This is a genomic window from Shewanella sp. Pdp11 (assembly GCF_002838165.1).
GTDB classification, from domain to species: Bacteria; Pseudomonadota; Gammaproteobacteria; order Enterobacterales; family Shewanellaceae; genus Shewanella; species Shewanella hafniensis.
This window is the reverse complement of record NZ_CP015194.1, coordinates 289,585-309,776: the sequence shown is the minus strand read 5'-3', so window position 1 is coordinate 309,776 and position 20,192 is coordinate 289,585. Positions and strand designations below refer to the sequence as shown.

At 45.9% G+C, this 20,192-nt stretch carries 21 protein-coding genes; 10 read left to right on the top strand and 11 right to left on the bottom strand.

The window, feature by feature from the left end:
* Positions 1-197: 197 nt before the first annotated feature.
* The 5 genes from AYJ58_RS01455 (at position 198) to AYJ58_RS01435 (ending at position 5,775) form a co-directional block, all read left to right on the top strand.
* Entirely contained in the window at positions 198-1,718 is a 1,521-nt protein-coding gene (locus tag AYJ58_RS01455; protein ID WP_106648433.1) for a catalase, read from the top strand.
* A gap of 171 nt (positions 1,719-1,889) precedes the next feature.
* On the top strand, positions 1,890-2,396 hold the full coding sequence (locus tag AYJ58_RS01450; protein WP_106648432.1) for an ankyrin repeat domain-containing protein: 507 nt from the start codon (positions 1,890-1,892) through the stop codon (positions 2,394-2,396).
* Positions 2,397-2,573: 177 nt separating this feature from the next.
* On the top strand, positions 2,574-3,554 hold the full coding sequence (gene acuI, locus AYJ58_RS01445) for an acrylyl-CoA reductase (NADPH) (protein ID WP_106651722.1): 981 nt from the start codon (positions 2,574-2,576) through the stop codon (positions 3,552-3,554).
* Between the two features lie 319 nt (positions 3,555-3,873).
* The gene (locus tag AYJ58_RS01440) at positions 3,874-5,394 is read left to right on the top strand and encodes a flavocytochrome c (protein ID WP_106648431.1); all 1,521 of its coding nucleotides are present in this window, start codon (positions 3,874-3,876) and stop codon (positions 5,392-5,394) included.
* A gap of 27 nt (positions 5,395-5,421) precedes the next feature.
* Positions 5,422-5,775 carry a cytochrome c3 family protein gene (locus tag AYJ58_RS01435; protein WP_006086511.1) on the top strand — a complete coding sequence of 118 codons (354 nt, stop codon included), beginning with the start codon at positions 5,422-5,424 and terminating at the stop codon, positions 5,773-5,775.
* Positions 5,776-5,931: 156 nt separating this feature from the next.
* Here the strand turns inward: AYJ58_RS01435 and AYJ58_RS01430 are convergent, their stop codons facing one another.
* Positions 5,932-6,801 (bottom strand): LysR family transcriptional regulator, encoded by an 870-nt coding sequence (locus AYJ58_RS01430; protein WP_106648430.1) that lies wholly within the window; start codon positions 6,799-6,801, stop codon positions 5,932-5,934.
* Positions 6,802-6,922: 121 nt separating this feature from the next.
* Here AYJ58_RS01430 and AYJ58_RS01425 point away from each other — a divergent pair, with 121 nt between their 5' ends.
* Positions 6,923-7,576, top strand: coding sequence for a TetR/AcrR family transcriptional regulator (locus AYJ58_RS01425; protein WP_106648429.1), 654 nt, complete (start codon positions 6,923-6,925; stop codon positions 7,574-7,576).
* Here AYJ58_RS01425 and AYJ58_RS01420 read toward each other — a convergent pair.
* Complete coding sequence (locus tag AYJ58_RS01420; protein WP_198555569.1) at positions 7,560-8,924, bottom strand: ATP-binding protein; 1,365 nt, start codon at positions 8,922-8,924, stop codon at positions 7,560-7,562. The genes AYJ58_RS01425 and AYJ58_RS01420 overlap by 17 nt on opposite strands.
* A complete protein-coding gene (locus AYJ58_RS01415) occupies positions 8,924-9,610 on the bottom strand; it encodes a response regulator (RefSeq protein ID WP_106648428.1) in 687 nt (228 codons plus the stop codon). The genes AYJ58_RS01420 and AYJ58_RS01415 overlap by 1 nt, the downstream gene beginning before the upstream one ends.
* A 283-nt stretch (positions 9,611-9,893) precedes the next feature.
* Here AYJ58_RS01415 and AYJ58_RS01410 point away from each other — a divergent pair, with 283 nt between their 5' ends.
* From AYJ58_RS01410 to AYJ58_RS01395, 4 genes are all read left to right on the top strand, one after another.
* On the top strand, positions 9,894-10,403 hold the full coding sequence (locus AYJ58_RS01410) for a Spy/CpxP family protein refolding chaperone (RefSeq protein ID WP_106648427.1): 510 nt from the start codon (positions 9,894-9,896) through the stop codon (positions 10,401-10,403).
* A 50-nt stretch (positions 10,404-10,453) separates the two neighbouring features.
* Complete coding sequence (gene fieF / locus AYJ58_RS01405) at positions 10,454-11,326, top strand: cation efflux pump FieF (protein WP_106648426.1); 873 nt, start codon at positions 10,454-10,456, stop codon at positions 11,324-11,326.
* 62 nt (positions 11,327-11,388) lie between these two features.
* Positions 11,389-11,799, top strand: coding sequence for a hypothetical protein (locus AYJ58_RS01400; protein WP_106648425.1), 411 nt, complete (start codon positions 11,389-11,391; stop codon positions 11,797-11,799).
* A gap of 151 nt (positions 11,800-11,950) precedes the next feature.
* Positions 11,951-12,514: a porin family protein gene (locus tag AYJ58_RS01395; protein ID WP_106648424.1), complete on the top strand. Its 564-nt coding sequence runs from the start codon at positions 11,951-11,953 to the stop codon at positions 12,512-12,514.
* A gap of 145 nt (positions 12,515-12,659) precedes the next feature.
* On the opposite strand, the gene glnG is transcribed toward AYJ58_RS01395, so the two are convergent.
* The 8 genes from glnG to ppnP all read right to left on the bottom strand — a co-directional run bounded on the left by glnG (position 12,660) and on the right by ppnP (position 20,053).
* Complete coding sequence (gene glnG, locus AYJ58_RS01390) at positions 12,660-14,072, bottom strand: nitrogen regulation protein NR(I) (RefSeq protein ID WP_006079736.1); 1,413 nt, start codon at positions 14,070-14,072, stop codon at positions 12,660-12,662.
* A gap of 27 nt (positions 14,073-14,099) precedes the next feature.
* Positions 14,100-15,146: a nitrogen regulation protein NR(II) gene (gene glnL, locus AYJ58_RS01385; RefSeq protein WP_063884937.1), complete on the bottom strand. Its 1,047-nt coding sequence runs from the start codon at positions 15,144-15,146 to the stop codon at positions 14,100-14,102.
* Positions 15,147-15,299: 153 nt separating this feature from the next.
* On the bottom strand, positions 15,300-15,806 hold the full coding sequence (locus AYJ58_RS01380; protein ID WP_106648423.1) for a DUF4124 domain-containing protein: 507 nt from the start codon (positions 15,804-15,806) through the stop codon (positions 15,300-15,302).
* A gap of 192 nt (positions 15,807-15,998) precedes the next feature.
* Positions 15,999-16,625, bottom strand: a complete 627-nt coding sequence (locus tag AYJ58_RS01375) for a glutathione S-transferase family protein (protein WP_106648422.1) — start codon at positions 16,623-16,625, stop codon at positions 15,999-16,001.
* Positions 16,626-16,760: 135 nt separating this feature from the next.
* Positions 16,761-17,453, bottom strand: coding sequence for a type 1 glutamine amidotransferase domain-containing protein (locus AYJ58_RS01370; RefSeq protein WP_106648421.1), 693 nt, complete (start codon positions 17,451-17,453; stop codon positions 16,761-16,763).
* Between the two features lie 71 nt (positions 17,454-17,524).
* The gene (locus AYJ58_RS01365) at positions 17,525-18,682 is read right to left on the bottom strand and encodes an iron-containing alcohol dehydrogenase (protein WP_106648420.1); all 1,158 of its coding nucleotides are present in this window, start codon (positions 18,680-18,682) and stop codon (positions 17,525-17,527) included.
* A 183-nt stretch (positions 18,683-18,865) separates the two neighbouring features.
* On the bottom strand, positions 18,866-19,462 hold the full coding sequence (locus AYJ58_RS01360) for a TetR/AcrR family transcriptional regulator (RefSeq protein ID WP_106648419.1): 597 nt from the start codon (positions 19,460-19,462) through the stop codon (positions 18,866-18,868).
* A 279-nt stretch (positions 19,463-19,741) separates the two neighbouring features.
* Complete coding sequence (gene ppnP, locus AYJ58_RS01355; RefSeq protein ID WP_106648418.1) at positions 19,742-20,053, bottom strand: pyrimidine/purine nucleoside phosphorylase; 312 nt, start codon at positions 20,051-20,053, stop codon at positions 19,742-19,744.
* Positions 20,054-20,192: the final 139 nt, after the last annotated feature.

Sequence of the window (20,192 nt, the reverse complement as noted above, 5' to 3'; positions counted from 1 at the left end):
CGCAATGGACTAAAACTGTGCCATAAACTCAGATTTCGGAGTCAGGTAAAATGAGGTCTTGATTGTAGCTTATTCATGCCTAATAGGTTTTATTGATTCATATAATCGATAAAGATCCTTTCTTTTAATTATAAATTCAGAACTATACTGCGGGCAGGCAGAAAAGAGCTTGGCGTTATGCATAGAGAGGAACTGTTATGCATCTGACTAAAAGCCTTTTAATTATTTCTATGGGTCTGGCATTAAATGTACAGGCTCAAACTTTACCAACAAATACCCTGACACGTGACAATGGCGCCCCTGTGGGTGATAACCAAAACTCGACCACAGCGGGCAGTAATGGCAGCGTGTTATTGCAAGATGTGCAGCTTATCCAGAAGCTACAACGCTTTGCCCGTGAACGTATTCCTGAGCGGGTTGTTCATGCCAGAGGCACAGGTGTCCATGGTGAGTTTGTATCAAGTGGCGATTTTAGCAACCTAACCCAAGCGGCACCCTTTGCACAGAAAGGCAAAGTCACGCCTGTGTTTGTGCGTTTTTCTACTGTTATCCACTCGAAAGGTTCGCCAGAAACGCTGCGCGACCCCCGTGGATTTGCGACCAAATTTTATTCGGACCAAGGTAACTGGGACTTAGTGGGTAATAACTTACCCATATTCTTTATTCGCGATGCGATCAAGTTTCCAGACATGGTGCATTCACTCAAACCATCGCCTGTGACCAATATGCAAGATCCGAATCGTTTTTTCGATTTTTTTAGCCACGAAGCGGGCTCGACCCATATGTTGACTCAGGTTTACAGTAACTTAGGTGTACCTGCCAGTTATCGTGAAATGGACGGTTGGGGCGTGCATGCTTACAAGTTTATTAACCAAGACAAGCAAGTGAAATACGTTAAGTTTCACTGGAAGAGTCAGCAAGGTGTAAAAGGCTTACGCCCTGATGAAGTGGTTAAGGTACAAGGTCAAAACTTTAATCATTTGACCGATGATCTCTATGGCGAGATCAATAAAGGTAATTTCCCAAAATGGGATTTATACGTCCAATTGCTCGACCCAAGTGAGCTGAATAACTTTGATTACAACCCGTTAGATGCCACTAAGGTATGGCCAAATGTGCCTGAACAAAAAGTCGGTACTATGACGCTTAATCGCATGTCAGCAAACTTCTTTCAAGAAACTGAGCAAGCGGCATTTGCGCCATCGAATTTGATCCCTGGGATTGAGCCTTCGGAAGACAGATTATTGCAAGGTCGTATGTTCTCCTACGCCGATACTCAGCTGTATCGACTCGGCGCGAATTTGTCGCAATTGCCGATTAATAAACCCTTAGTGGCGGTGGCAAACCACAACCAAGAAGGCGCGGGCAATATGGGGCATACCCAGTCCGATGTGAATTATCAACCGAGCGTACATTTAGCCTTGGCCGAAGATAATCGTTATCGTGCGGTAACGACTGCGCTCAATGGCACAGTGCAACAAACGGCTATTAGCAAGCAGGATAACTTTAGCCAAGCAGGCGTTTTTTACCGCAGCCTGAGCAAGCAAGATAGAGCCGATTTGATCACTAACTTGGCCGGTGACTTAGGCAAAGTGAACGATATCAAGGTGAAGCATCAAATGCTGAGTCACTTTTATCGTGCAGATCCAGAGTTTGGTGAGCGCTTAACCAAGGCCGTAAAAGGTGATTTGGCCGACGTTAAACAGCGTTCAATTTAACGCATCATTTTAGAGCGATTTGGTGCAGATGTTCGCGTTAAACCGCTCAAACCCAGTAAGTCCCGCAAGGCGTAATCAAGCTCTTTTCTGCCCAGTTTAAGAGGGCGTCTTGCGGGCATTTCGTCACCTCTTATTGTTGAAATCTCTATTTTTGCTGCGCGGGAGTTATTGATGAAACACAATATTACGATCTTATTATTGATGATTGCGGCACTGAGTATGTCGGTCGTGATGGGCGCAGGTTCGGCTCAGGCATCCGCAACTGTCAGCCAAGCGGACGAGCCCGATGCTGCACAAGTGCAAGTGCTGGTGGACTATTTTTTTGCTGCCGCGCGTACTGGCGATATCACAGTGCTTGAGCATTTTCTCGATGCGGGCTTCCCTATTGACCAGAGAAATAGTCAAACCTATACCGCGCTAATGGTGGCGGCTTATAACGGCCAAGGGGCTGCAACAGATATATTACTTGAGCATGGTGCTAATGCTTGTTTGCAAGATAAGCGTGGTAATACGGCAGTCATGGGCGCTGTGATTAAGGCCGAATTCAATATCGTAAAGCGGCTATACGCGAAAGAATGTGATGCGAACCTAACGAATAATGCCGGAATGACTTTGGCTGAGTTTGCCCGCTACTGGGGTCAAAGTGGCGCTTTGCAACAGGCGAGTTTAAAGCCATAAAGACATCATTTTTTGCCATCTTTTGCGCTCGATCACTCTGGGCCTTTATCTTTAATCTATTTAGATCTCAGCGTTTACTATTAGCAATAAGTCTGCTTGTTAATGGCGTCGATGCCTTTTATGGTAACTTTTTGGATATCGTTTAATGCGATGTGCATGGCCTTCGGAGAGCAAGTTATGTTTGATGCCTTACTACTGACACAAGAAGATAAACGCACGTTTGCTCAAGTTTCACAGATTACAGAAGCCGATTTACCAGAAGGGGAAGTCTTAGTTGAGGTCGACTATTCCTCGCTGAATTATAAAGATGGTTTAGCTGTGACGGGTGCAGGCAAAATCATTCGCCAGTTTCCTATGGTGCCGGGCATCGATTTTGCTGGGGTCGTGCGCGAATCGACTGATGCGAGATACCAAGTTGGCGATCAGGTGATTTTGACAGGCTGGGGCGTGGGTGAAAATCACTGGGGTGGTATGGCGCAAAAAGCGCGCGTTAAAGCCGACTGGCTGGTGCCTATGCCGCAAGACTGTGATGCCGCTAAAGCCATGATGATTGGCACGGCTGGGCTTACGGCTATGTTGTGCGTGCAAGCGCTGCAGCAAGCTGGGGTAACACCGCAAAGCGGGGATATTCTGGTCACAGGTGCCAGTGGTGGTGTGGGGTCCGTGGCGGTGACTTTGCTCGCCAATGCTGGCTATCGCGTGGTTGCCTGCAGTGGTCGGGTCGAGCAAAATGCACCTTTATTGAAGGAGCTTGGCGCCGCTGAAGTGATTGATCGCAGTGAGCTTGAACAGGATGCTAAGCCACTTGAGGCGCAGCGCTGGGCGGGTGTGGTCGATACCGTTGGCAACAAGATCCTCGCCAAAGCATTAGCGCAAATGCAATACGGTGGCGCCGCCGCTATTTGTGGTTTAGCGGGCGGTTTTGCATTACCCACAACCGTAATGCCATTTATTTTACGGGGAGTGAGTTTGCTGGGAATCGATTCTGTTTCTTGTCCATTTGAGAAACGAAAAGCGGCGTGGGAAGCTGTGATTAAAGCACTGCCTGCACATTTCTATCAGCAAGCTTGCCAGCAGATTTCATTGGCAGAGGTGCCTGATTTCTCGAATAAAATTATCCAAGGTCAAGTCACAGGACGTGTATTGGTCAAGCTGTAATCTAATACTATTTCGTTAAAGTTAGATTTAACGAATCTCTCTACTTTAAATAAATGGCAACACTAATGTGTCGCCATTTTCGTATTCCAATCATAAAGCGGATTTATGTCTATTTAGTTTTCACTCTGTTTTGAATTCACCATTTGGAATGGTTTCCATAATGCAGTTTAAGTCATTTTTTTAGACAAAACTGAAGTTGGTTAATGTTTCTGCCATGTTGTTTATTTGTAGCGGAGGCAACTCTTGATGCACTCACGTTTTGGAATGCATTCCATCGTTATGATGTTTATGTCTATTAAAACAACAAAGGTGATGACAGATGAGTAATGCAAATCTGCTAGGACGCCGTAATTTCATCAAAGGTTTAGGTGCCGCTACTGGCGTAGCAATGGTATCGCCTGTGATGGCAGTTTCTGAGAAAGCTGACGGTATTAAGTGGGATAAAGAGATTGAAATTCTAATCGTGGGTTCAGGTTTTGCTGGATTAGCGGCTGCAATTGAAGCAACGCGCAAGGGCGCAAAAGATGTACACATTTTCGAGAAAATGTCTTACTTCGGTGGTAATTCTGCAATCAATAGGGGTTTATTCGCAGCCCCAGGCACACCAATGCAGAAAAAAGAGGGAGTGGAAGATTCAGTTGAAAAAATGGTTGCGGATCAAATTGCCTCTGGCCGCGGTATTGCTGACGAGAGCTTATTACGGCATGTGGCTTCACATGCTGTAGAGGCGCTGCAAATGACGTTGGATGCTGGAGCTGAATTTCATCCATATTTGCAGCAATTAGGTGGTCATTCTGTTGCTCGAACTTACCAAACGAGCGTGAGTTGTGGTGCCGGTATTACGCAACCACTCTTAAAAGAGTGCCGCCGATTGGGTGTAAAGACCCATAACCGCGCTAAGTTCGAAGGCTTTTTATTGGGTGATAAGGGTAATGTTGTCGGCGTGAAAATGCGTGAAAACTATCACTTTGGTGAGGATCAGCCTGGAAAAGTGCTAAATATTCGCACAAAACGTGGCGTGATTATGGCGACTGGAGGGTTTGCTCAAAATATCGATTTTCGTATGGCACAAGATCCGACACTGACCTCTGAAGTAGGTTGTACCAATGCGCCTGGCGCTACCGGTGAGGGCATGTTGGAAATGTTCCGTTTAGGGGCTGTACCTGTCCATCTTGCCCATATCCAATCTGGACCATGGGCTTCGCCCGATGAAGGCGGCTTTGGCTATGTATCTAATTATTCGATTTTTAACTTTCCTCATTCAATTGCCATTAACTGTATGACAGGTAAACGCTTTATGGATGAGATTGCGGACCGGAAAACGCGTGCGGATGCTGAGTTGGCATGTCGTGATGCTAAAGGTGAACCGCTTCCTCCCATTTTAATTACGAACTTTAAAGACTCTAAGCAGCATCCTAATACTGCCAAAGTACTTAAATATAACGTGGGTTGGAAGTTCGACACTGTTGAGGAATTAGCGAAACACTTTGGCGTACCACTCGAGTCATTAAAAGCGCAGATTGAAGAATACAACAGCTATGTCAAAACGGGTGTTGATAAGCAATTTAGCAAGAACATGACAAAAGCCAAGGATAAATATATTGAAGCGCCATTTACCGTAGTTCGTTTATGGCCAAAAGTGCATTACTGCCAAGGTGGTGTGCAGGTCAATACTAAGGCGGAAGTGAAAGATAGCCTTACAGGTCAGCCTATCCCTGGTTTGTATGCTGCAGGCGAAGTCTGCGGCGGTATTCACGGCGTTAGCCGTTTGGGTAGCTGCTCAATTCCAGAATGTATGGTGATGGGTATGACTGCCGCCCGTAGCATGATGCAAGCCTAAGTGGCCAGTAAATAAGAGGAATCAATAATGAAAATGCTAAATATTGTACTCGCGCTGGTCTTAGTTGGCTTGGTGAGTCTATCTGCTCAAGCCGTTGAGCAACGCCCTTGGCATAAAGAAGTCATTGGCAAAGATTGTAAGGTATGTCACGACAATGGCATCAAACAGTTCCCGTCGGATCAAGCCTGTTTACAGTGCCATGATGTGGACGATTTAGCCAAGAAAACGGCTCGTAGTGAAGAGGATAAGTGGCAGAATCCACATAATAACCTTCACTATGGCAAAGACTTACCTTGCCAAGAGTGTCATGGTGAACATAAAGCTAAAAAGCCATTATGCAGCAACTGCCATACATTTAAGTTTGATAAGCACCAAGAGTAATCTCCACCTCTAGGCCCATTGAGAAATGGGCCTATCTTCGATTTTCACCTCCACCTCAGGAATGGGGTTTACTATAAAATGCAACGCCTTCCGCAACAGTCGTTTAAGTAAGCCGAAGTGCCCGATAGCGGCACTTCATCGTCTCTTACGCAAGGGCTAGTTGTCGTTGGCTTCTGCTAGATTTTCGACGTTGGCTTTGATTAGTGTGATTAACTGCTGGGTAGCGTCAGTTTGCGTGTTGGGATTGAGATACAGGGCCTCGTTAAATACTGGTAGCACAGGCAGATGGTGCTCGACAGGATCTAATATCTGCATATTGTTATCAATGCGAAACTCGGCAATGGGCGCAATTGCGAGATCGTTTTCTACCGCCATACATAAGGCCTGTGGCGATGGCGTCGATAACAATACATTTATCGGCCGCATCGTGAGCTGATGATTCGCAAATACCTGTGCACGTATAGGACAATTTTCTGGGTACAGTGCCATCGGAATCGTTTCGCGCTTGTGGGCATTGCCCGCTTTAGCTGCGACCCAGTGAAACTTGCGCTCAAACAGCAGTTCACCATGGGCAGGTGGCAGCCAGTGAGTGGCTACAATTAAGTCAAATTCCCCTTGGTGGAGGCGTTTAAATAGATTACCACTGACATCGGTATCTATTACCAACTCTATACAGGTGAACTCTCGTATAAATTCCAATAAGCAGCTACTGAGGTAGCGCTTAATATAATCGGTCGGCACCCCAAGGCGGATTATCTCTCGGTTTTGGCAATCTTTAAGATCATCTAGCGCTTGGGAGTTGAGCTGCATCATTTTGTATGCGTAGTTAAGTAGTGTCTTACCCGAATCGGTGAGCGTTACCCCTTTATTGTCGCGCAGCAATAGAGGCTGTCCGACACTCTCTTCCAGTTTTTTTATCTGCAAGCTTAATGTCGATTGCGTTCGACAGATCTGATCGGCAGCTTTAGATAAATTGCCGCATTCTGCAACAGCGATAAAACTTTCGAGTAATTCGATTTTTAACATGGGGTATTGAGTTTGCTCATAGTGGTATCAGTATTACTCAATATCGACTGGTCACAAACCCTGTTATCGTTTGATTGTGAGGTTGCAATGTTTTTGTTTATTGAAATGTGACGGGGTAGCTATGAGTAGCTGGGAACAAAGAACGGATTATCTTGTTGAGGTTGCGCAGCGATGCCTTAGGGGGCATCAAAGTTTTGATTTGTACCGTTCTCATCTTGTTGCTGCGAGTCAAATTTCCAAAGGAACCATCTATAATCATTTTACAACAGAGGCTGATCTAGTGGTCGCTGTAGCTTGTGCTCAATATCAGGATTGGTTGATTTCGGCGAAGCAGGATCGGCAGCAATATAGTGATCCTTTTGAGTGTGATCTGTTTCATCATTGCCAGCGCCTACATGATGTTTTAGCCCATAAGCGTTTCGTGATAGAACGCGTAATGCCTAATCAAGAGTTGTTGCAGCAAGCCTCGGAGGTTTATCGTAATCGATTTAATGATTTGCTGGATCAATATAAAAAATGGAATAAAAACATAATTTTATCCGTTGGCGATCGCCCCGGGTTTGATCGTTATGAATTACTCAAAAATTATATTCGCGGTACGATGATCAACAGCGATGATGGCAGCAAACAATGCGATGATGTGAAGACCTATTATCAATTTAGCTATGCGATGGGTCAGCTGATGGGACATTCGGATAAGCGAATTCCCACCAAACAAAAATTTACCGATTGGCTATTACAGCTACATGGTCAAGCTACTACCTCGGCAGCGTGATCGTCACTTCAAGTCCGGTTGGGATACGGTTCTCGGCTTTAATCTTACCCTTGTGGGCGGTGATCGCCGCTTCGGTGATTGCCAGCCCAAGTCCCCAGCCACCGCTTTCTCTTTGCCGTGCAGAGTCTGGGCGATAGAAGGGTTTGAAAATGGCATCGAGTTCGGCGGCATCTATGCCTGGTCCATCGTCTTTTATCGTGATTTTTACTTGATCAGCTGTTGCACTCGCCTGTAACTGAATGTCGCTTGCGGCATAGCGAATTGCATTACGCAGCAGATTTTCAATCGCGCGGGAAAGTGATTTAGGAAAATGCGCTAACTCAATTTCTTCATCGATATCGATAGTAATGCTTTTACCTTGCTGTTCTGCTTCAAATTCCGCATCGTCTAAAACTTGGCTCAGGGATTCGGCCAAGCCTAAATGTACTTTGGTTTCGTTAGTACTGAGCTTGACCCGCGAGAGCTCTAACAATTCACTGATAAGCTTTTCGAGTTGCTCAGCTTCATAACCTATGCGTTCCGTTTCGGTGGTCTGCTGACCTTTTTTACGGGCGAGGGCAAGGGATAATTGCAGTCGCGTCAATGGGGTGCGTAGTTCATGGGAAATATCCCCCATGAGCCGCTGCTGATTATTAACCATAGCTTCGATGGAGTCGGCCATGCTGTTAAAAGCCGTGGCGAGCTGACCAATTTCATCGTTGCGCTGAGTGGTGGACTTATCGACTCGGTGACTTAGGTCACCCTCTGCGAGGGCATTAGCACTCTTTTTAAGTGAGTTTAATGCCTTACCTAAATGCCACGCGAGCAAGCCACATAATAATCCCGAAAGGAAAATCGCTAGGCTTAAGGTTAATAACTTATTTTCGGCGAAGAAGAAAAACCAAGGCCGTGGATGGTTATCTGGTAGGCGGCCATAAAGTGAATAGGTTTCAGCGCCCAGATTAAATTGATAGGGACCAAACACCAGCTCATCTTTAAACTGATGGCTAATCGGTTGTTTTTCTTCATCTGCCATCAGCATAAAGCTGCGCACACCGCGACTCACCCTGTGGGTGTTGATAACTTGGCCTTGGCTGTTGACAAGATAGACCCGTAGAGGTTTACCTTCCATGTCTCTGTGTCTTTCCCAGCGCCGAAGAAAATCGGATTCCAGTAAGGCGGGGTTTTCTTGAATGCGCTTAGCTATAGTCGATAGGACTTTTTCAAGGTGAGGTGGCAGCGGCGCACGATCGTGACTCTGTTGCAGCAAGGGCAGCAGACCGACCAAGGCAATGATCAGCGAGCTGCAGAGCCAGAATCCGAGCAATAATTTGATAAATAAACGATTAGGCACAGTCGATACCGCCATTAAGGGAGCCAAATATAACCTTTGCCACGGATGGTTTTCACCCTTGGCCGACCATCGCTACGCTCGGGGAGTTTTTTACGTAGATTCGATAAATGCATGTCTAAGCTGCGATCGAAGGGCATGAGTTTTTTGCCGAGTACTTTCTCGTTTAACTCTTCCTTATTCATCAACTCTCCCGCGTGCAGCGCAAGGGTGTGCAGCAGAGTGAATTCTGTGCCTGTGAGTATGATTAATTGCTCATTACAGTAAGCTTCTTGGCGCGATGGATCTAAGCGCAGATCGCCAAACTCTTGGGCTGGCGCGGCATGGATTTCTTGGGTTGTTAAGTTCGAACGACGAATAATGGCGCGGATACGGGCGATTAACTCTCTGTCATTAAACGGCTTTGGCAGATAATCATCGGCGCCAATTTCAAGCCCAACAACGCGATCGATTTCATCGCCGCGAGCGGTCAGCATTAATACTGGCGTTTGCTTGTGTTGACGCAGTGCACGCAGTACTTCAAAACCGTTCAATTTAGGTAGCATGACATCGAGTAAGATTAGATCGTAATCCGCATTTAGTGCCAGATCTAAACCCTGTTTACCATCGTAAGCCAAGGTCAATTGAAACCCTTCTAACTCGAGCAGTTGCCCTAGTAGCTCAGATAAACCCAGATCGTCATCGATTAATAATATTCGACTCATACTGTTCCTTAATCTCTGTAATGTGGCCTTGCGTGCCCGTTTACACAGGCACTTTTAGCGCTTTGGCTGAGTATACCTGTTTTGATGTCAATTGCTGTGTAGCAATGTAAGCCAAAGTAAAGAATAGAGTTATTGCCGCAACTTTACAGTGATTTACTCAGGCAACGCCCTCACTTACATATAGGGGTTTAGACTGGAAGGGTCGAAAGTGACTCGGCTTAAAAGGGTCGTCACTGTGTCTTATTACTTGGCATATTAAAGTTGAACCATCGAGGTTAACACTATGAAAACATTATCACCTTTGAAAGCGAGCCTGTTTGCCATTCTAGCGAGTTCTGCGGTTTTCGCGACGGCAGTTAATGCAGCACCTAAGGATGCTGGCTGCGACTTCTCTAAATCTGAATTCCATAAAGGCGACCGCATGGAACATGGCGGCCGACATATGGACCACGGTGGCATGCATCGTATGTTTGAAGGGCTGGATTTAACGGATGCCCAGAAAGCTGACGTCAAAAAGTTGTTTGCCGATCAGAAAGCCACGCGCGCTGATAATCGTCCAACGAAAGAGGAACGCTTGGCCCATCGCACTGAGATGCAGGCCTTAATTACCGCGCCTAGTTTTGATGAAACACAAGCAAAGGCACTGATGAGTGCGCAGCAAGAGCAGCGTCAAATTCAAGCCATTGAACGTATGAAGCTGCATAATCAAATATTTAATCTGCTGACACCAGAGCAGCAAGCTAAGTTTAAAGCGCGATTTGAAGCACAAGCTGGTAAAGAACCTCGCGGTTAAGCGTCTTAGCTGATATACAATAGGGTCATACTTCCCAAGATAGATCCCTTATGACTCAAACTTCCCAATACGATTTTTGGGTCAAACTGGCTAGCCGCGCTTCCGTGGCTACCGCTTTGATCCTTATTCTTATCAAGATGTTCGCTTGGCTTTATTCCGGCTCTGCCAGTATGTTGGCATCTTTGACGGATTCCTTTGCCGATGCTCTCGCTTCTATTATCAATTTTATTGCCATTCGTTACGCGCTTGTGCCGCCGGATCAAGACCACAGATATGGCCATGGTAAGGCTGAGCCGTTAGCGTCTCTAGCGCAATCCGCCTTTATTATGGGCTCCGCATTTTTATTACTTTTCTATGGTGGCGAGCGTCTATTAACACCTGTTCCGGTTGAAAATGCCACCATAGGTGTAGTTGTTTCTATCATAGCGATTGTGATGACGTTAGCTTTAGTCATGTTGCAGAAACGCGCATTAGCGGCGACAAAAAGTACTGTGGTTGAAGCTGATTCGCTGCACTATAAATCAGATTTATTCCTTAATGGTGCGGTATTGTTGGCACTAGTATTAGCGCAATACGGTTGGTGGTGGGCTGACGGTTTATTTGCGGTAATGATTGCATTTTATATTGGTCATCAAGCCTTTGGCTTAGGTTATCGCTCAATTCAAGCCTTGTTAGACCGAGAGTTAGACGAAGAAACTCGCCAGCAAATCACGCAAATCGCGATGGAAGATCCACGGGTGCAAGGGTTGCATGATTTACGCACTCGTCAGGCTGGCAAAACCGTTTTTATCCAATTTCATTTAGAGCTTGATGGCAATTTGAGTTTGAATGAAGCCCACAGTATTGCCGATACGACAGGAATAAGAGTCAAAGCTGCCTTCGAAGATGCAGAGGTGATTATTCACCAAGATCCGGTAAGCTAAAAGCCGCTTGATGGTCTAATTCAAGGATGATAAAGCGATATTAATCGCTTAGGAGTAGGGATATGGCGTTATGGATAGAGAAGCAAAGCCATCGATTAAGTGAGAGTACTCAGCTCATTTGCCGTTACCATCGCTTATCGACTTGCTTTGAATTGGTATTACAGCAAGACGAAAGCCCGTTGGTTTGTCAGGGAGATGCGCAATTAGAGATAAAAAAGATGCAGCCAATACAATGGTATAAACGGCCTCTTTTTTATCTTCCAAGACATATCAAGCTTAATCATGAGGATAGGCAATATCAGCTGAGAGTTTTGCCTTTTCCCTTCTTTTGGCGTGCACGTTTGCGTTGTGCTAAAACAGGCAACATTGTGATTGAAGAATGTTTGGTGGGCCGCAAGCGTAGAAGTATCGTGCGTGTTATTTATTTGGGCATAATCAATTTACTGCGAGTAATGCTGCAAGTTATTACTTGATATTTAATAATTATGATTTTCGTTGTTCGACGTAAGCTGAACCAATGCTGTATGGTTTGTATTTTTGATAATTAAACCAATGGCACGTTAGCGTTGCTTATTGTAATATCCACGCCGTTTAATACTTTCGTTAAATCATTAGGGAATCATGATGAATAAATTATCAATTGTTGCTATCTCTTTATTATCAACATTAGCGACAGCTCAAGTATCTGCAGCAACCGACACGACAGGATTTTACGTGGGTGGCGCATTGAATAGAGTAACAGTTGATGGCGACGATTTTACTGACTCCCAGTCAGGTACTGGCGCTGGTATATACGGTGGTTATAACTTTAATGAGTGGTTTGGTTTAGAAGCTAACCTATTCGCCACAGGTGACTTAGGCGATAAGGATATTGATGTTAGCGCTGGCGCATTAAGCTTTACACCTAAATTTACTGCACAAATCAATGATATTTTCTCTGCCTATGCCAAAGTGGGTATCGCATCTATGGCGATAGTACTTGATGGTAATGGTATTGATGAAGACTTGACTGGTTTTGGTTGGACTTACGGTGTAGGTGTAAACGCCGCAGTAACAGAGCACCTAAATATCCGCGTAAGTTACGATGTGACTACAGGTAAGTTAGATGCTGATAATAACTATCTAGGATTGAAAGATATTGACACTGATATTAAGCAATTCGCTGTAGGTATGCATTATCAATTCTAATTTTTTTGAATTTGGCTTGTTTCATTAATACCAATGAAAATAAAATCAGCTGCAAATAAAAAGGGATATGAAGATATCCCTTTTTATTATTTGGTTATGAATGAGCTTGTATTGATATAACGAGTAGTAACGTTATTTTATTTACTCAATCCATCGACAGTTCTTTTAATTTCCGCGTTAAGGTATTTCGTCCCCAGCCTAAACGTTTCGCCGCTTCTTGTTTATGGCCTTGAGTATGGCGCAGCGCAGTTTCTAGCAGTATGCGTTCGAATGCGGGTTGCACCTCAGTTAACAGATCGCTGTTTCCTTCCGAGAGTTTTTGATCTATCCACTCAGTCAGGGCCGATTGCCAATCTTGGCTGCCTTTCGCCGTGTGGGTGACACTTACAGGATCTTTCAGTAATTCTGGCGGTAAATCTTGGGGTAAAATTTCTTGCCCCGATGCCATTACGGTTAACCAACGACAGGTGTTTTCGAGTTGCCTGACATTACCGGGCCAAGGTAATTGGGATAGTTTTACCGCAGTCTCCTTGGTCATGATCTTAGTTTCTACACCAATTTCCTTTGCTGCAGAGGCGAGGAAGTGGGTGGCGAGCTGGGGAATGTCTTCCCGTCTTTGTGACAGTGGTGGCAAGTGCACGCGGATCACGTTGAGCCGATGGAATAAGTCTTCCCTAAAGCCGCCTTTTTGCACTAATAATTCAAGATCTTGGTGGGTCGCCGCTATGATGCGGACATCCACTTGCACTGCATTATGACCACCGACGCGGTAGAACTGACCATCGGCAAGTACTCTGAGTAACCGTGTTTGTACATCTAACGGCATATCGCCGATTTCATCTAAAAAGAGCGTGCCACCGTTTGCTTGCTCGAAGCGACCTTGGCGGACATTGGCTGCGCCAGTGAAGGCACCTTTTTCGTGGCCGAATAACTCAGATTCGATCAAATCCTTAGGGATCGCTGCCATGTTCAGCGCGATAAACGGCTTATCTTTACGTGGGCTGTGCTTGTGTAATGCGCCAGCCACTAACTCTTTTCCCGTACCCGATTGACCATTGATCAGCACGCTGATCGATGAGCGTGAAAGTCTGCCTATGGCGCGAAACACTTCCTGCATCGCTGGCGCTTCACCTATGATTTCGGGTGTTTTGACTTGGGCTTCCTGCGCGGGTGCTGGGCTCTGTTCAGTGGCATGGGTAAGTGCGCGCTCAACCAGAGAGATAGCCTCATCGATATCGAAGGGTTTAGGCAGATACTCAAATGCGCCCGCTTGATAGGCACTGACTGCGCTGTCTAAGTCTGAGTGCGCCGTCATAATGATCACGGGAATATGGGGATAATGCACCTGCAATCGTTCTAGCAGGCTTAACCCGTCTGTGCCGGGCATACGGATGTCCGACACTATCACGTGCGGTTGCGATATTTCTAAGGCCTGCCACAGGGATTCGGCGGCGGCAAAGCTGGCGGTACTGAGCTTGGCACCTTGAAGTGCCTTTTCGAGTACCCAACGTATCGAGCTGTCATCGTCGAGGATCCACACTTGTTCACTAATTCGCATCTTGCTTCCTCATACGGTATGTCGAAATTATTTCGCGCCTAAAATCGGTAATGAAATGATGAATTCGGTGTGCCCAGCGCTGGAGAGGCAATCGATTCTTCCCGAGTGTAAACGGGCAATATTATGGGCAATTGAGAGGCCTAAACCTGAACCTTGCTCACGACCTGTCACCATTGGATAAAATAATGTGTCCATCAGCTCTGGCGGTATGCCGGGGCCGTTGTCGATAATCGATAGGGTTAACACTAGCTTGTGGCGCTGTGAACCTATGGTGACTTGGTGCTGAGTACGAGTGCGGATCAAAATCTCGCCGCCCGTATGCTCAAGCGCCTGCACCGCATTTTGTAAAATGTTCAGCACAGCTTGCTGCATTTGGTCAGGGTCCATCTCGATATCGGGAATGGATGGATCGTAATCCCGTTTGAGCTGAATGTTAGCGGGCAGCGCCATTTCAACTAACTTATAGACCTTCTGCACCACTTGATGGATGTTGTGCAGGCTATGCTGTGTCGGTCTTTGAGGGCCGAGCAGACGGTCTACTAAATTACGCAGCCGATCGGCCTGCTCTATGATGAGGGTAGTGAATTCCTTTAGCGCCGGATCATCCAGCTCCCGCGATAACAACTGCGCCGCACCACGCAGGCCGCCTAAAGGATTTTTGATTTCATGGGCTAAGTTGCGCACTAAAAACTGTGCCGCTTGCTGCTGGGCATCTTGACTCAGTTGCTGATGAATGCGTCTTTGTTGGTCGACTTGGCGCAGTTCGAGCAGGCTGAGTTCAGCCTCATCATCGAGGGGAATAAGCGTTAAATCAACGGTATGGTGCTGACCATCGAGCGTGACTAGGGCCGCTGTATTGACCGTTAAGCCTTGACCAGCGGTTACTGCATCCATCAATAACTGGGCTTCGACACCGAGGATTTGATAATGCTCAGGCAAAGTTTGTTCAACGAGTCTATGGCTGCCAACACCTAATAATTGCTCTGCTGCTGCGTTGGCATAACAAGGTTTAAGATCCTTATCTATGACAAGTACGGCGGTAACTAAATGATTGAGCAGTGTCTCTTTATCCATCGACCGTTCCTAGAAATAGGGTTGCACCACTATGGTGCACCAATCTGGTGCAAGCTGCAACTTGTCTTCATCAAACGGTTTAGTCTGGTACGGTTAATCTAACTCTATGTATTTAAAGTTTTTATACTAACTTTATCTATGCAATGAGTGGCATTAACGCTTAGCTGCTTGATGAAGAAATATCTTTCTTGGTGAACTTGATGCAAAGACTTTGCCGTTTTGAGTCAAAGCGTCAACGACTAAGATATGTTCACCTCGGTCGATGTTTTTGAGTTTAAAGGTACCACCAATTTGCGGTTGACCTATGGGGTTGCCATCGAGTTTGAGGGCCATTAAATACTGGCTTTTTAGCTCAGGGGTGATAGTCGCAACGACGTCGAAATCGCCATTATTATCTCTGACGGTTTCTTCTTCTGCTGGGGAAGTGATATTAACTTGATATTGAATGGATTCAATTGCTTGGTTTGCGTTATTTGAGTCTGTTTTGGGCAGAGGAAGGGCAATTTGATTTAAGGTCTTCTCTTTGAGCTCAACGACTTGGGCATTGGGCTGCGGTTCATCTGAGTAATGGACTTTGCCATCTTTATCGACCCATTTATAAACCGTTGCTTGCGCTAACATGCTAAATAGCACTAAGCCGATGAGTGTGAGTGAACGCATGCTAAAGTCCCTGTAGCCTTGAGATAGAGTTAATCAAGATTAGTCTCTTTTACATCAAAAATCATGGTGTTTATTATGCGGCGTCGCCACTTGGAAGGCGTAAAACGCGACAGGAAAGGGGAGCTAGAAACTGGACTGAGTTGAACGAGCTGAAGTTCGGGCACACTCATGTGCCCGAACTCGAGTTGCAAATTACACGCTTGCGTCGAGTTGTTTCTCGATCTCACTCGCTTTAACCCAAGCGGCATGCTGGGATAATTGAGTAGCATAGCGTTGAATGTGTTCGAATTTTTCAAGGTCGCCACTGTTCGCCAGTAGCTCAACTACGAAGGACATCATGATATCTGCACCTGTGAGCTTGCCTGCAACCAGATAGGTTTTATCGGCCAATCTATCATTGAAGTAGTGGCTTATCTTACTGACTTCTATTGCCGCATAATCTTCAAGGAAGTTGGTTTTACAGCCGTCCTTTTGCACGAACATATGGAGTAATAAAGGTAGCATGGCTGAGCTTTCGGCAAAGTGTAACCATTGCAGATAATCGACGTAGTCAGCGCTGTCTCTTGCTGGCGCTAAGGTGTCTGCCGCATATTTTTCAATCAGATACTCAGTGATCGCGCCTGACTCGGCAATCACTTGCCCGTCCATTTCGATAACGGGTGATTTGCCCAATGGATGAATTTGCTTGAGTTCGGGTGGCGCGAGAAAAGTCTGGCTATCACGCTGATAACTCTTAATTTGATAAGGTTGACCGAGTTCTTCTAGCAACCAGATGATACGTTTAGAGCGTGATTTATTGAGATGGTGCAAGGTGATCATTGGCTTCCCTTTTTGCTGTGAGAGTACATTTTCAGCTATCGCACCATTATGGTGCGAGAACTGTTTCTACCGTATTTAGCACACTCGCGCTTGTCATTATGTACTTCAAGCTGAGTGTGTTACGTCATTTATCGCTTAGCCTCTGGCGTTCAATTGCGCGACTATGGCCTGCGCAACGGCTTCGGATGATCCTGGGTTTTGACCTGTGATCAAATGGCCATCTGCGACAACAAAGCTTGTCCAATCATTACCTTTGACATAAGTGCCGCCGTTTTTCTGCAGCATGTCTTCAACTAAAAATGGCACGATATGAGTGAGTTGCACGGCTTCTTCTTCAGAATTACTGAAACCGGTAACCCGCTTGCCGCTGACCAATGGCTTACCATCACTGGCTTTAGGGTGCAGCAGTGCCGCAGGCGCATGACAGACGAGCCCTAGGGGTTTATTCGCTTGATAGAACTGTTCAATCAAGGCGATTGAGTGTTTATCTTCGGCAAGATCCCACAGTGGGCCGTGGCCGCCTGGATAGAAAACCGCATCATAATCCGCTGCATTGATTTCACTTAAGCGGGTGGTATTTGCTAGCAGTGCTTGTGCCTCAGGATCTTTACTAAAGCGCGCAGTGGCTTCAGTTTGAAAGTCTGGCTCATCACTTTTAGGGTCGAGCGGTGGCTGACCGCCCAATGGCGAGGCTAAGGTAATGTCAAAACCTTTATCTTTAAACTCATAAAAAGGTGAGGCGAATTCTTCGAGCCAAAAGCCGGTTTTTAAACCTGTGTCGCCGAGTTTATCGTGTGAAGTTAGTACCATTAATATATTCATTTTCATACCTTTACCTTAGTTGCTCACATCTATACGTGTGAGCTTTGGGTTTAGTTCAATCAGGATACTGTTTGGCGTTATAGGGCTAAGGTCAAAATGTCACGACTCATTGCTGGGTCAATATTGCCGTGTTCGCCAAGAGCCACCATGCCGTGCAGTTCAAGCTGTTTTACTAGGATATCAACGTGGCTGGCATCGAGATCATAGGCAGATAAATGTGTCGGAATGCCCATGGCTTCGAAGAAATCCTTAGTTTTTGCAATAGCGGCATCGATGCGCTCGTCATCTGTACCTGTGTTGATGTGCCACACACGGTCGGCGTACTGGAGTAACTTTTCGCGCTTAGCCTCTTTGGTACATTGCAGCAGAGCAGGCAATACGATTGCCAATGTACGCGCATGGTCGATGTCGTAAAGTGCAGTGAGTTCATGGCCTATCATGTGGGTTGCCCAGTCGTGGGGCACGCCTACACCAATCGTGCCGTTGAGTGCCATAGTGGCAACCCACATTAAGTTCGCGCGAATGTCGTAATCTTCGGGTTGAACTAGCACTTGTGGACCCAGCTCAATCAAGGTTTGTAACAGACCTTCGGCAAATCTGTCCTGTACGGCGGCGTTGACTGGGTAAGTGAGGTATTGCTCTGTGATATGTACAAAAGCATCGACGACACCGTTGGCCACTTGGCGTTCTGGCAGGGTGAAGGTTTTCGTCGGGTCGAGTATTGAGAATTGTGGATAAACCAAGTCATTACGGAATGGCAGCTTAGCTTGCAGTGATTTACGGGTCACTACGCTGGCGTTGTTCATTTCGGAACCGGTCGCAGGTAAGGTTAAGACTGAGCCAAAAGGCATAGCTTGAGTCACATTTGCGCCCCAGCTAGTGAGAATGTCCCAAGGTTCACCTTCGAATACCGCTGCAGCGGCAACAAATTTAGTGCCATCGATAACCGAACCACCGCCCACTGCAAGGAGGAAATCGATATTCTGCTCACGCACTTGGGCGACGGCTTTCATCAAGGTTTCATAGGTTGGGTTGGGCTCAATGCCATCGAACTCGACGACGACACGGTTGCCCAATGACTGTTTAACTTCATCTAGCGTGCCAGTTTTTCTGGCGCTGCTGCCACCAAAGAGGATCATGACTTTAGCATCGCTCGGTACTAAAGCATCAATTTCGGCGATAGTGTTTTTACCAAAACGGATGCGGGTCGGGTTGTAATAGTTAAAATTTAGCATGGATGATTTATCCCTTATTACTTTAAGTGAGTTACTTTAAATTAGCAGCGTTAAATGCGCTGCGTTAATTAATCGCCCGTCAAATTAGTAGACCAGTCGTCTAATTTCGGGGCGTGAAAATGTATTCTTTAAAAATCTGGGCTGATCGATATCAGCCAATATTAGTTTTGAGTCGGTATTAGGTTAAAGGGCCGTTTTAGGCGTTAAAATGGCTTTAGTCGTCACGAGTGCACGTTCGAGTGCCGCAGGGCTGTGGCCCAACTTGTTCATTAAGCTGGCGCCTAACCACATGTGATACAACATTTCTGCGGTTGATTGCGGATCTTGATCGGCGATTGAACTGTCGTTTATGCCAACTTGAACACAAGTGGTTAACCTGTCTATGATGCCGGCGGAACCTTTAAGTAAGGCAACACGCATGGCTTCGGATAAATCGGCCACTTCGGCGCTGAGTTTCACGACTAGGCACTTTTGATCTACGCAGCCATCGGCTTGTACGTGCAACCATTGTTGCCAGTATTGCATCAAGCGTTGATGTCCTGTCAGTGTCGAGTCATTGAATAATGCGTCTAAATCTAATTGATATTTTTCAAAATAATCAGTAATAAGCGCTTCGCCAAATTGTTCTTTGGATTTGAAGTAGTGATAAAACGAGCCTTTTGGCACTTCGGCCGCCTGCAGCAGTAGGGATAAGCCGACGCTGGAGAAGCCTTTGCGTACGATCAGCTTGTAGCCGATGTCGAGAATGTGCTGGCGAGTGGATTGAGTTTCAATTTTCATGGGGTTTAGGATAAATCAAATTAGACCGGTCGTCTAGTGTTGTTTTTATCGGCGATTTCAATACATTCGATTTAGTATGCTTTGCATTGTAAGTTTTACGCTGCCTTGAGCCAGGTTAATAAAATTGCCAAATTGATAAATGTCAGACGTATAAGGCATTCTGATGGTGAAATGGTCGGGTGGACAACATACTCACAGTGCTGAGATAAACCGTCACTGTGAGCGTTCGATTAACGATTGATATGAAATATTAATCGCACTGTCACTTAATCGAGATGACTAGAGATAGCTACAGCAATATTCGGCAATGGCAGTATTGCGGATTTTGAAGCTAACATTCGCAGCCAGCTCAAATTGAGTGCCTTCGCTAAACTCCTGCCATACGGTGCTCTCCGGTAACAACACTTCAAACCGGCCACTGGTGACTTCCATTATTTCGCCTTGGGAGGTTGAGAACTCATATTCCCCTGGTAATACAACACCTAAGGTCTGTTTGCTGCCATCGGCAAAAAATACGCTACGGCTAGCCACTTTGCCATCAAAGTAGATGTTGGCTTTTTTAGATACTGACACTTGCTCGAGTAAACTCATTATTAATCCTCTATAAATTGGCTTGAGATGAATTTATATGCATATTTAATAAATTTCAATGCATCATTTGTCGCATGGATGTGCGCATTCAATATAAGTTGATGCTAACGTTCGGTTTATTGCTTATTTCCCACTCTAT

What these genes read in the sequence shown, in the direction of transcription:
- glnL (WP_063884937.1), bottom strand. Translation starts at nt 15,146, where the DNA reads ATGGATAAAGAGACACTGCTCAATCATTTAGTTACCGCCGTACTTGTC.
- AYJ58_RS01365 (WP_106648420.1), bottom strand. Translation starts at nt 18,682, where the DNA reads ATGCTAAATTTTAACTATTACAACCCGACCCGCATCCGTTTTGGTAAA.
- AYJ58_RS01455 (WP_106648433.1), top strand. Translation starts at nt 198, where the DNA reads ATGCATCTGACTAAAAGCCTTTTAATTATTTCTATGGGTCTGGCATTA.
- AYJ58_RS01440 (WP_106648431.1), top strand. Translation starts at nt 3,874, where the DNA reads ATGAGTAATGCAAATCTGCTAGGACGCCGTAATTTCATCAAAGGTTTA.
- AYJ58_RS01380 (WP_106648423.1), bottom strand. Translation starts at nt 15,806, where the DNA reads ATGCGTTCACTCACACTCATCGGCTTAGTGCTATTTAGCATGTTAGCG.
- AYJ58_RS01410 (WP_106648427.1), top strand. Translation starts at nt 9,894, where the DNA reads ATGAAAACATTATCACCTTTGAAAGCGAGCCTGTTTGCCATTCTAGCG.
- fieF (WP_106648426.1), top strand. Translation starts at nt 10,454, where the DNA reads ATGACTCAAACTTCCCAATACGATTTTTGGGTCAAACTGGCTAGCCGC.
- AYJ58_RS01435 (WP_006086511.1), top strand. Translation starts at nt 5,422, where the DNA reads ATGAAAATGCTAAATATTGTACTCGCGCTGGTCTTAGTTGGCTTGGTG.
- AYJ58_RS01430 (WP_106648430.1), bottom strand. Translation starts at nt 6,801, where the DNA reads ATGTTAAAAATCGAATTACTCGAAAGTTTTATCGCTGTTGCAGAATGC.
- ppnP (WP_106648418.1), bottom strand. Translation starts at nt 20,053, where the DNA reads ATGAGTTTACTCGAGCAAGTGTCAGTATCTAAAAAAGCCAACATCTAC.
- AYJ58_RS01425 (WP_106648429.1), top strand. Translation starts at nt 6,923, where the DNA reads ATGAGTAGCTGGGAACAAAGAACGGATTATCTTGTTGAGGTTGCGCAG.
- AYJ58_RS01400 (WP_106648425.1), top strand. Translation starts at nt 11,389, where the DNA reads ATGGCGTTATGGATAGAGAAGCAAAGCCATCGATTAAGTGAGAGTACT.
- acuI (WP_106651722.1), top strand. Translation starts at nt 2,574, where the DNA reads ATGTTTGATGCCTTACTACTGACACAAGAAGATAAACGCACGTTTGCT.
- AYJ58_RS01415 (WP_106648428.1), bottom strand. Translation starts at nt 9,610, where the DNA reads ATGAGTCGAATATTATTAATCGATGACGATCTGGGTTTATCTGAGCTA.
- AYJ58_RS01360 (WP_106648419.1), bottom strand. Translation starts at nt 19,462, where the DNA reads ATGAAAATTGAAACTCAATCCACTCGCCAGCACATTCTCGACATCGGC.
- AYJ58_RS01370 (WP_106648421.1), bottom strand. Translation starts at nt 17,453, where the DNA reads ATGAAAATGAATATATTAATGGTACTAACTTCACACGATAAACTCGGC.
- AYJ58_RS01395 (WP_106648424.1), top strand. Translation starts at nt 11,951, where the DNA reads ATGAATAAATTATCAATTGTTGCTATCTCTTTATTATCAACATTAGCG.
- AYJ58_RS01450 (WP_106648432.1), top strand. Translation starts at nt 1,890, where the DNA reads ATGAAACACAATATTACGATCTTATTATTGATGATTGCGGCACTGAGT.
- glnG (WP_006079736.1), bottom strand. Translation starts at nt 14,072, where the DNA reads ATGCGAATTAGTGAACAAGTGTGGATCCTCGACGATGACAGCTCGATA.
- AYJ58_RS01420 (WP_198555569.1), bottom strand. Translation starts at nt 8,924, where the DNA reads ATGGCGGTATCGACTGTGCCTAATCGTTTATTTATCAAATTATTGCTC.
- AYJ58_RS01375 (WP_106648422.1), bottom strand. Translation starts at nt 16,625, where the DNA reads ATGATCACCTTGCACCATCTCAATAAATCACGCTCTAAACGTATCATC.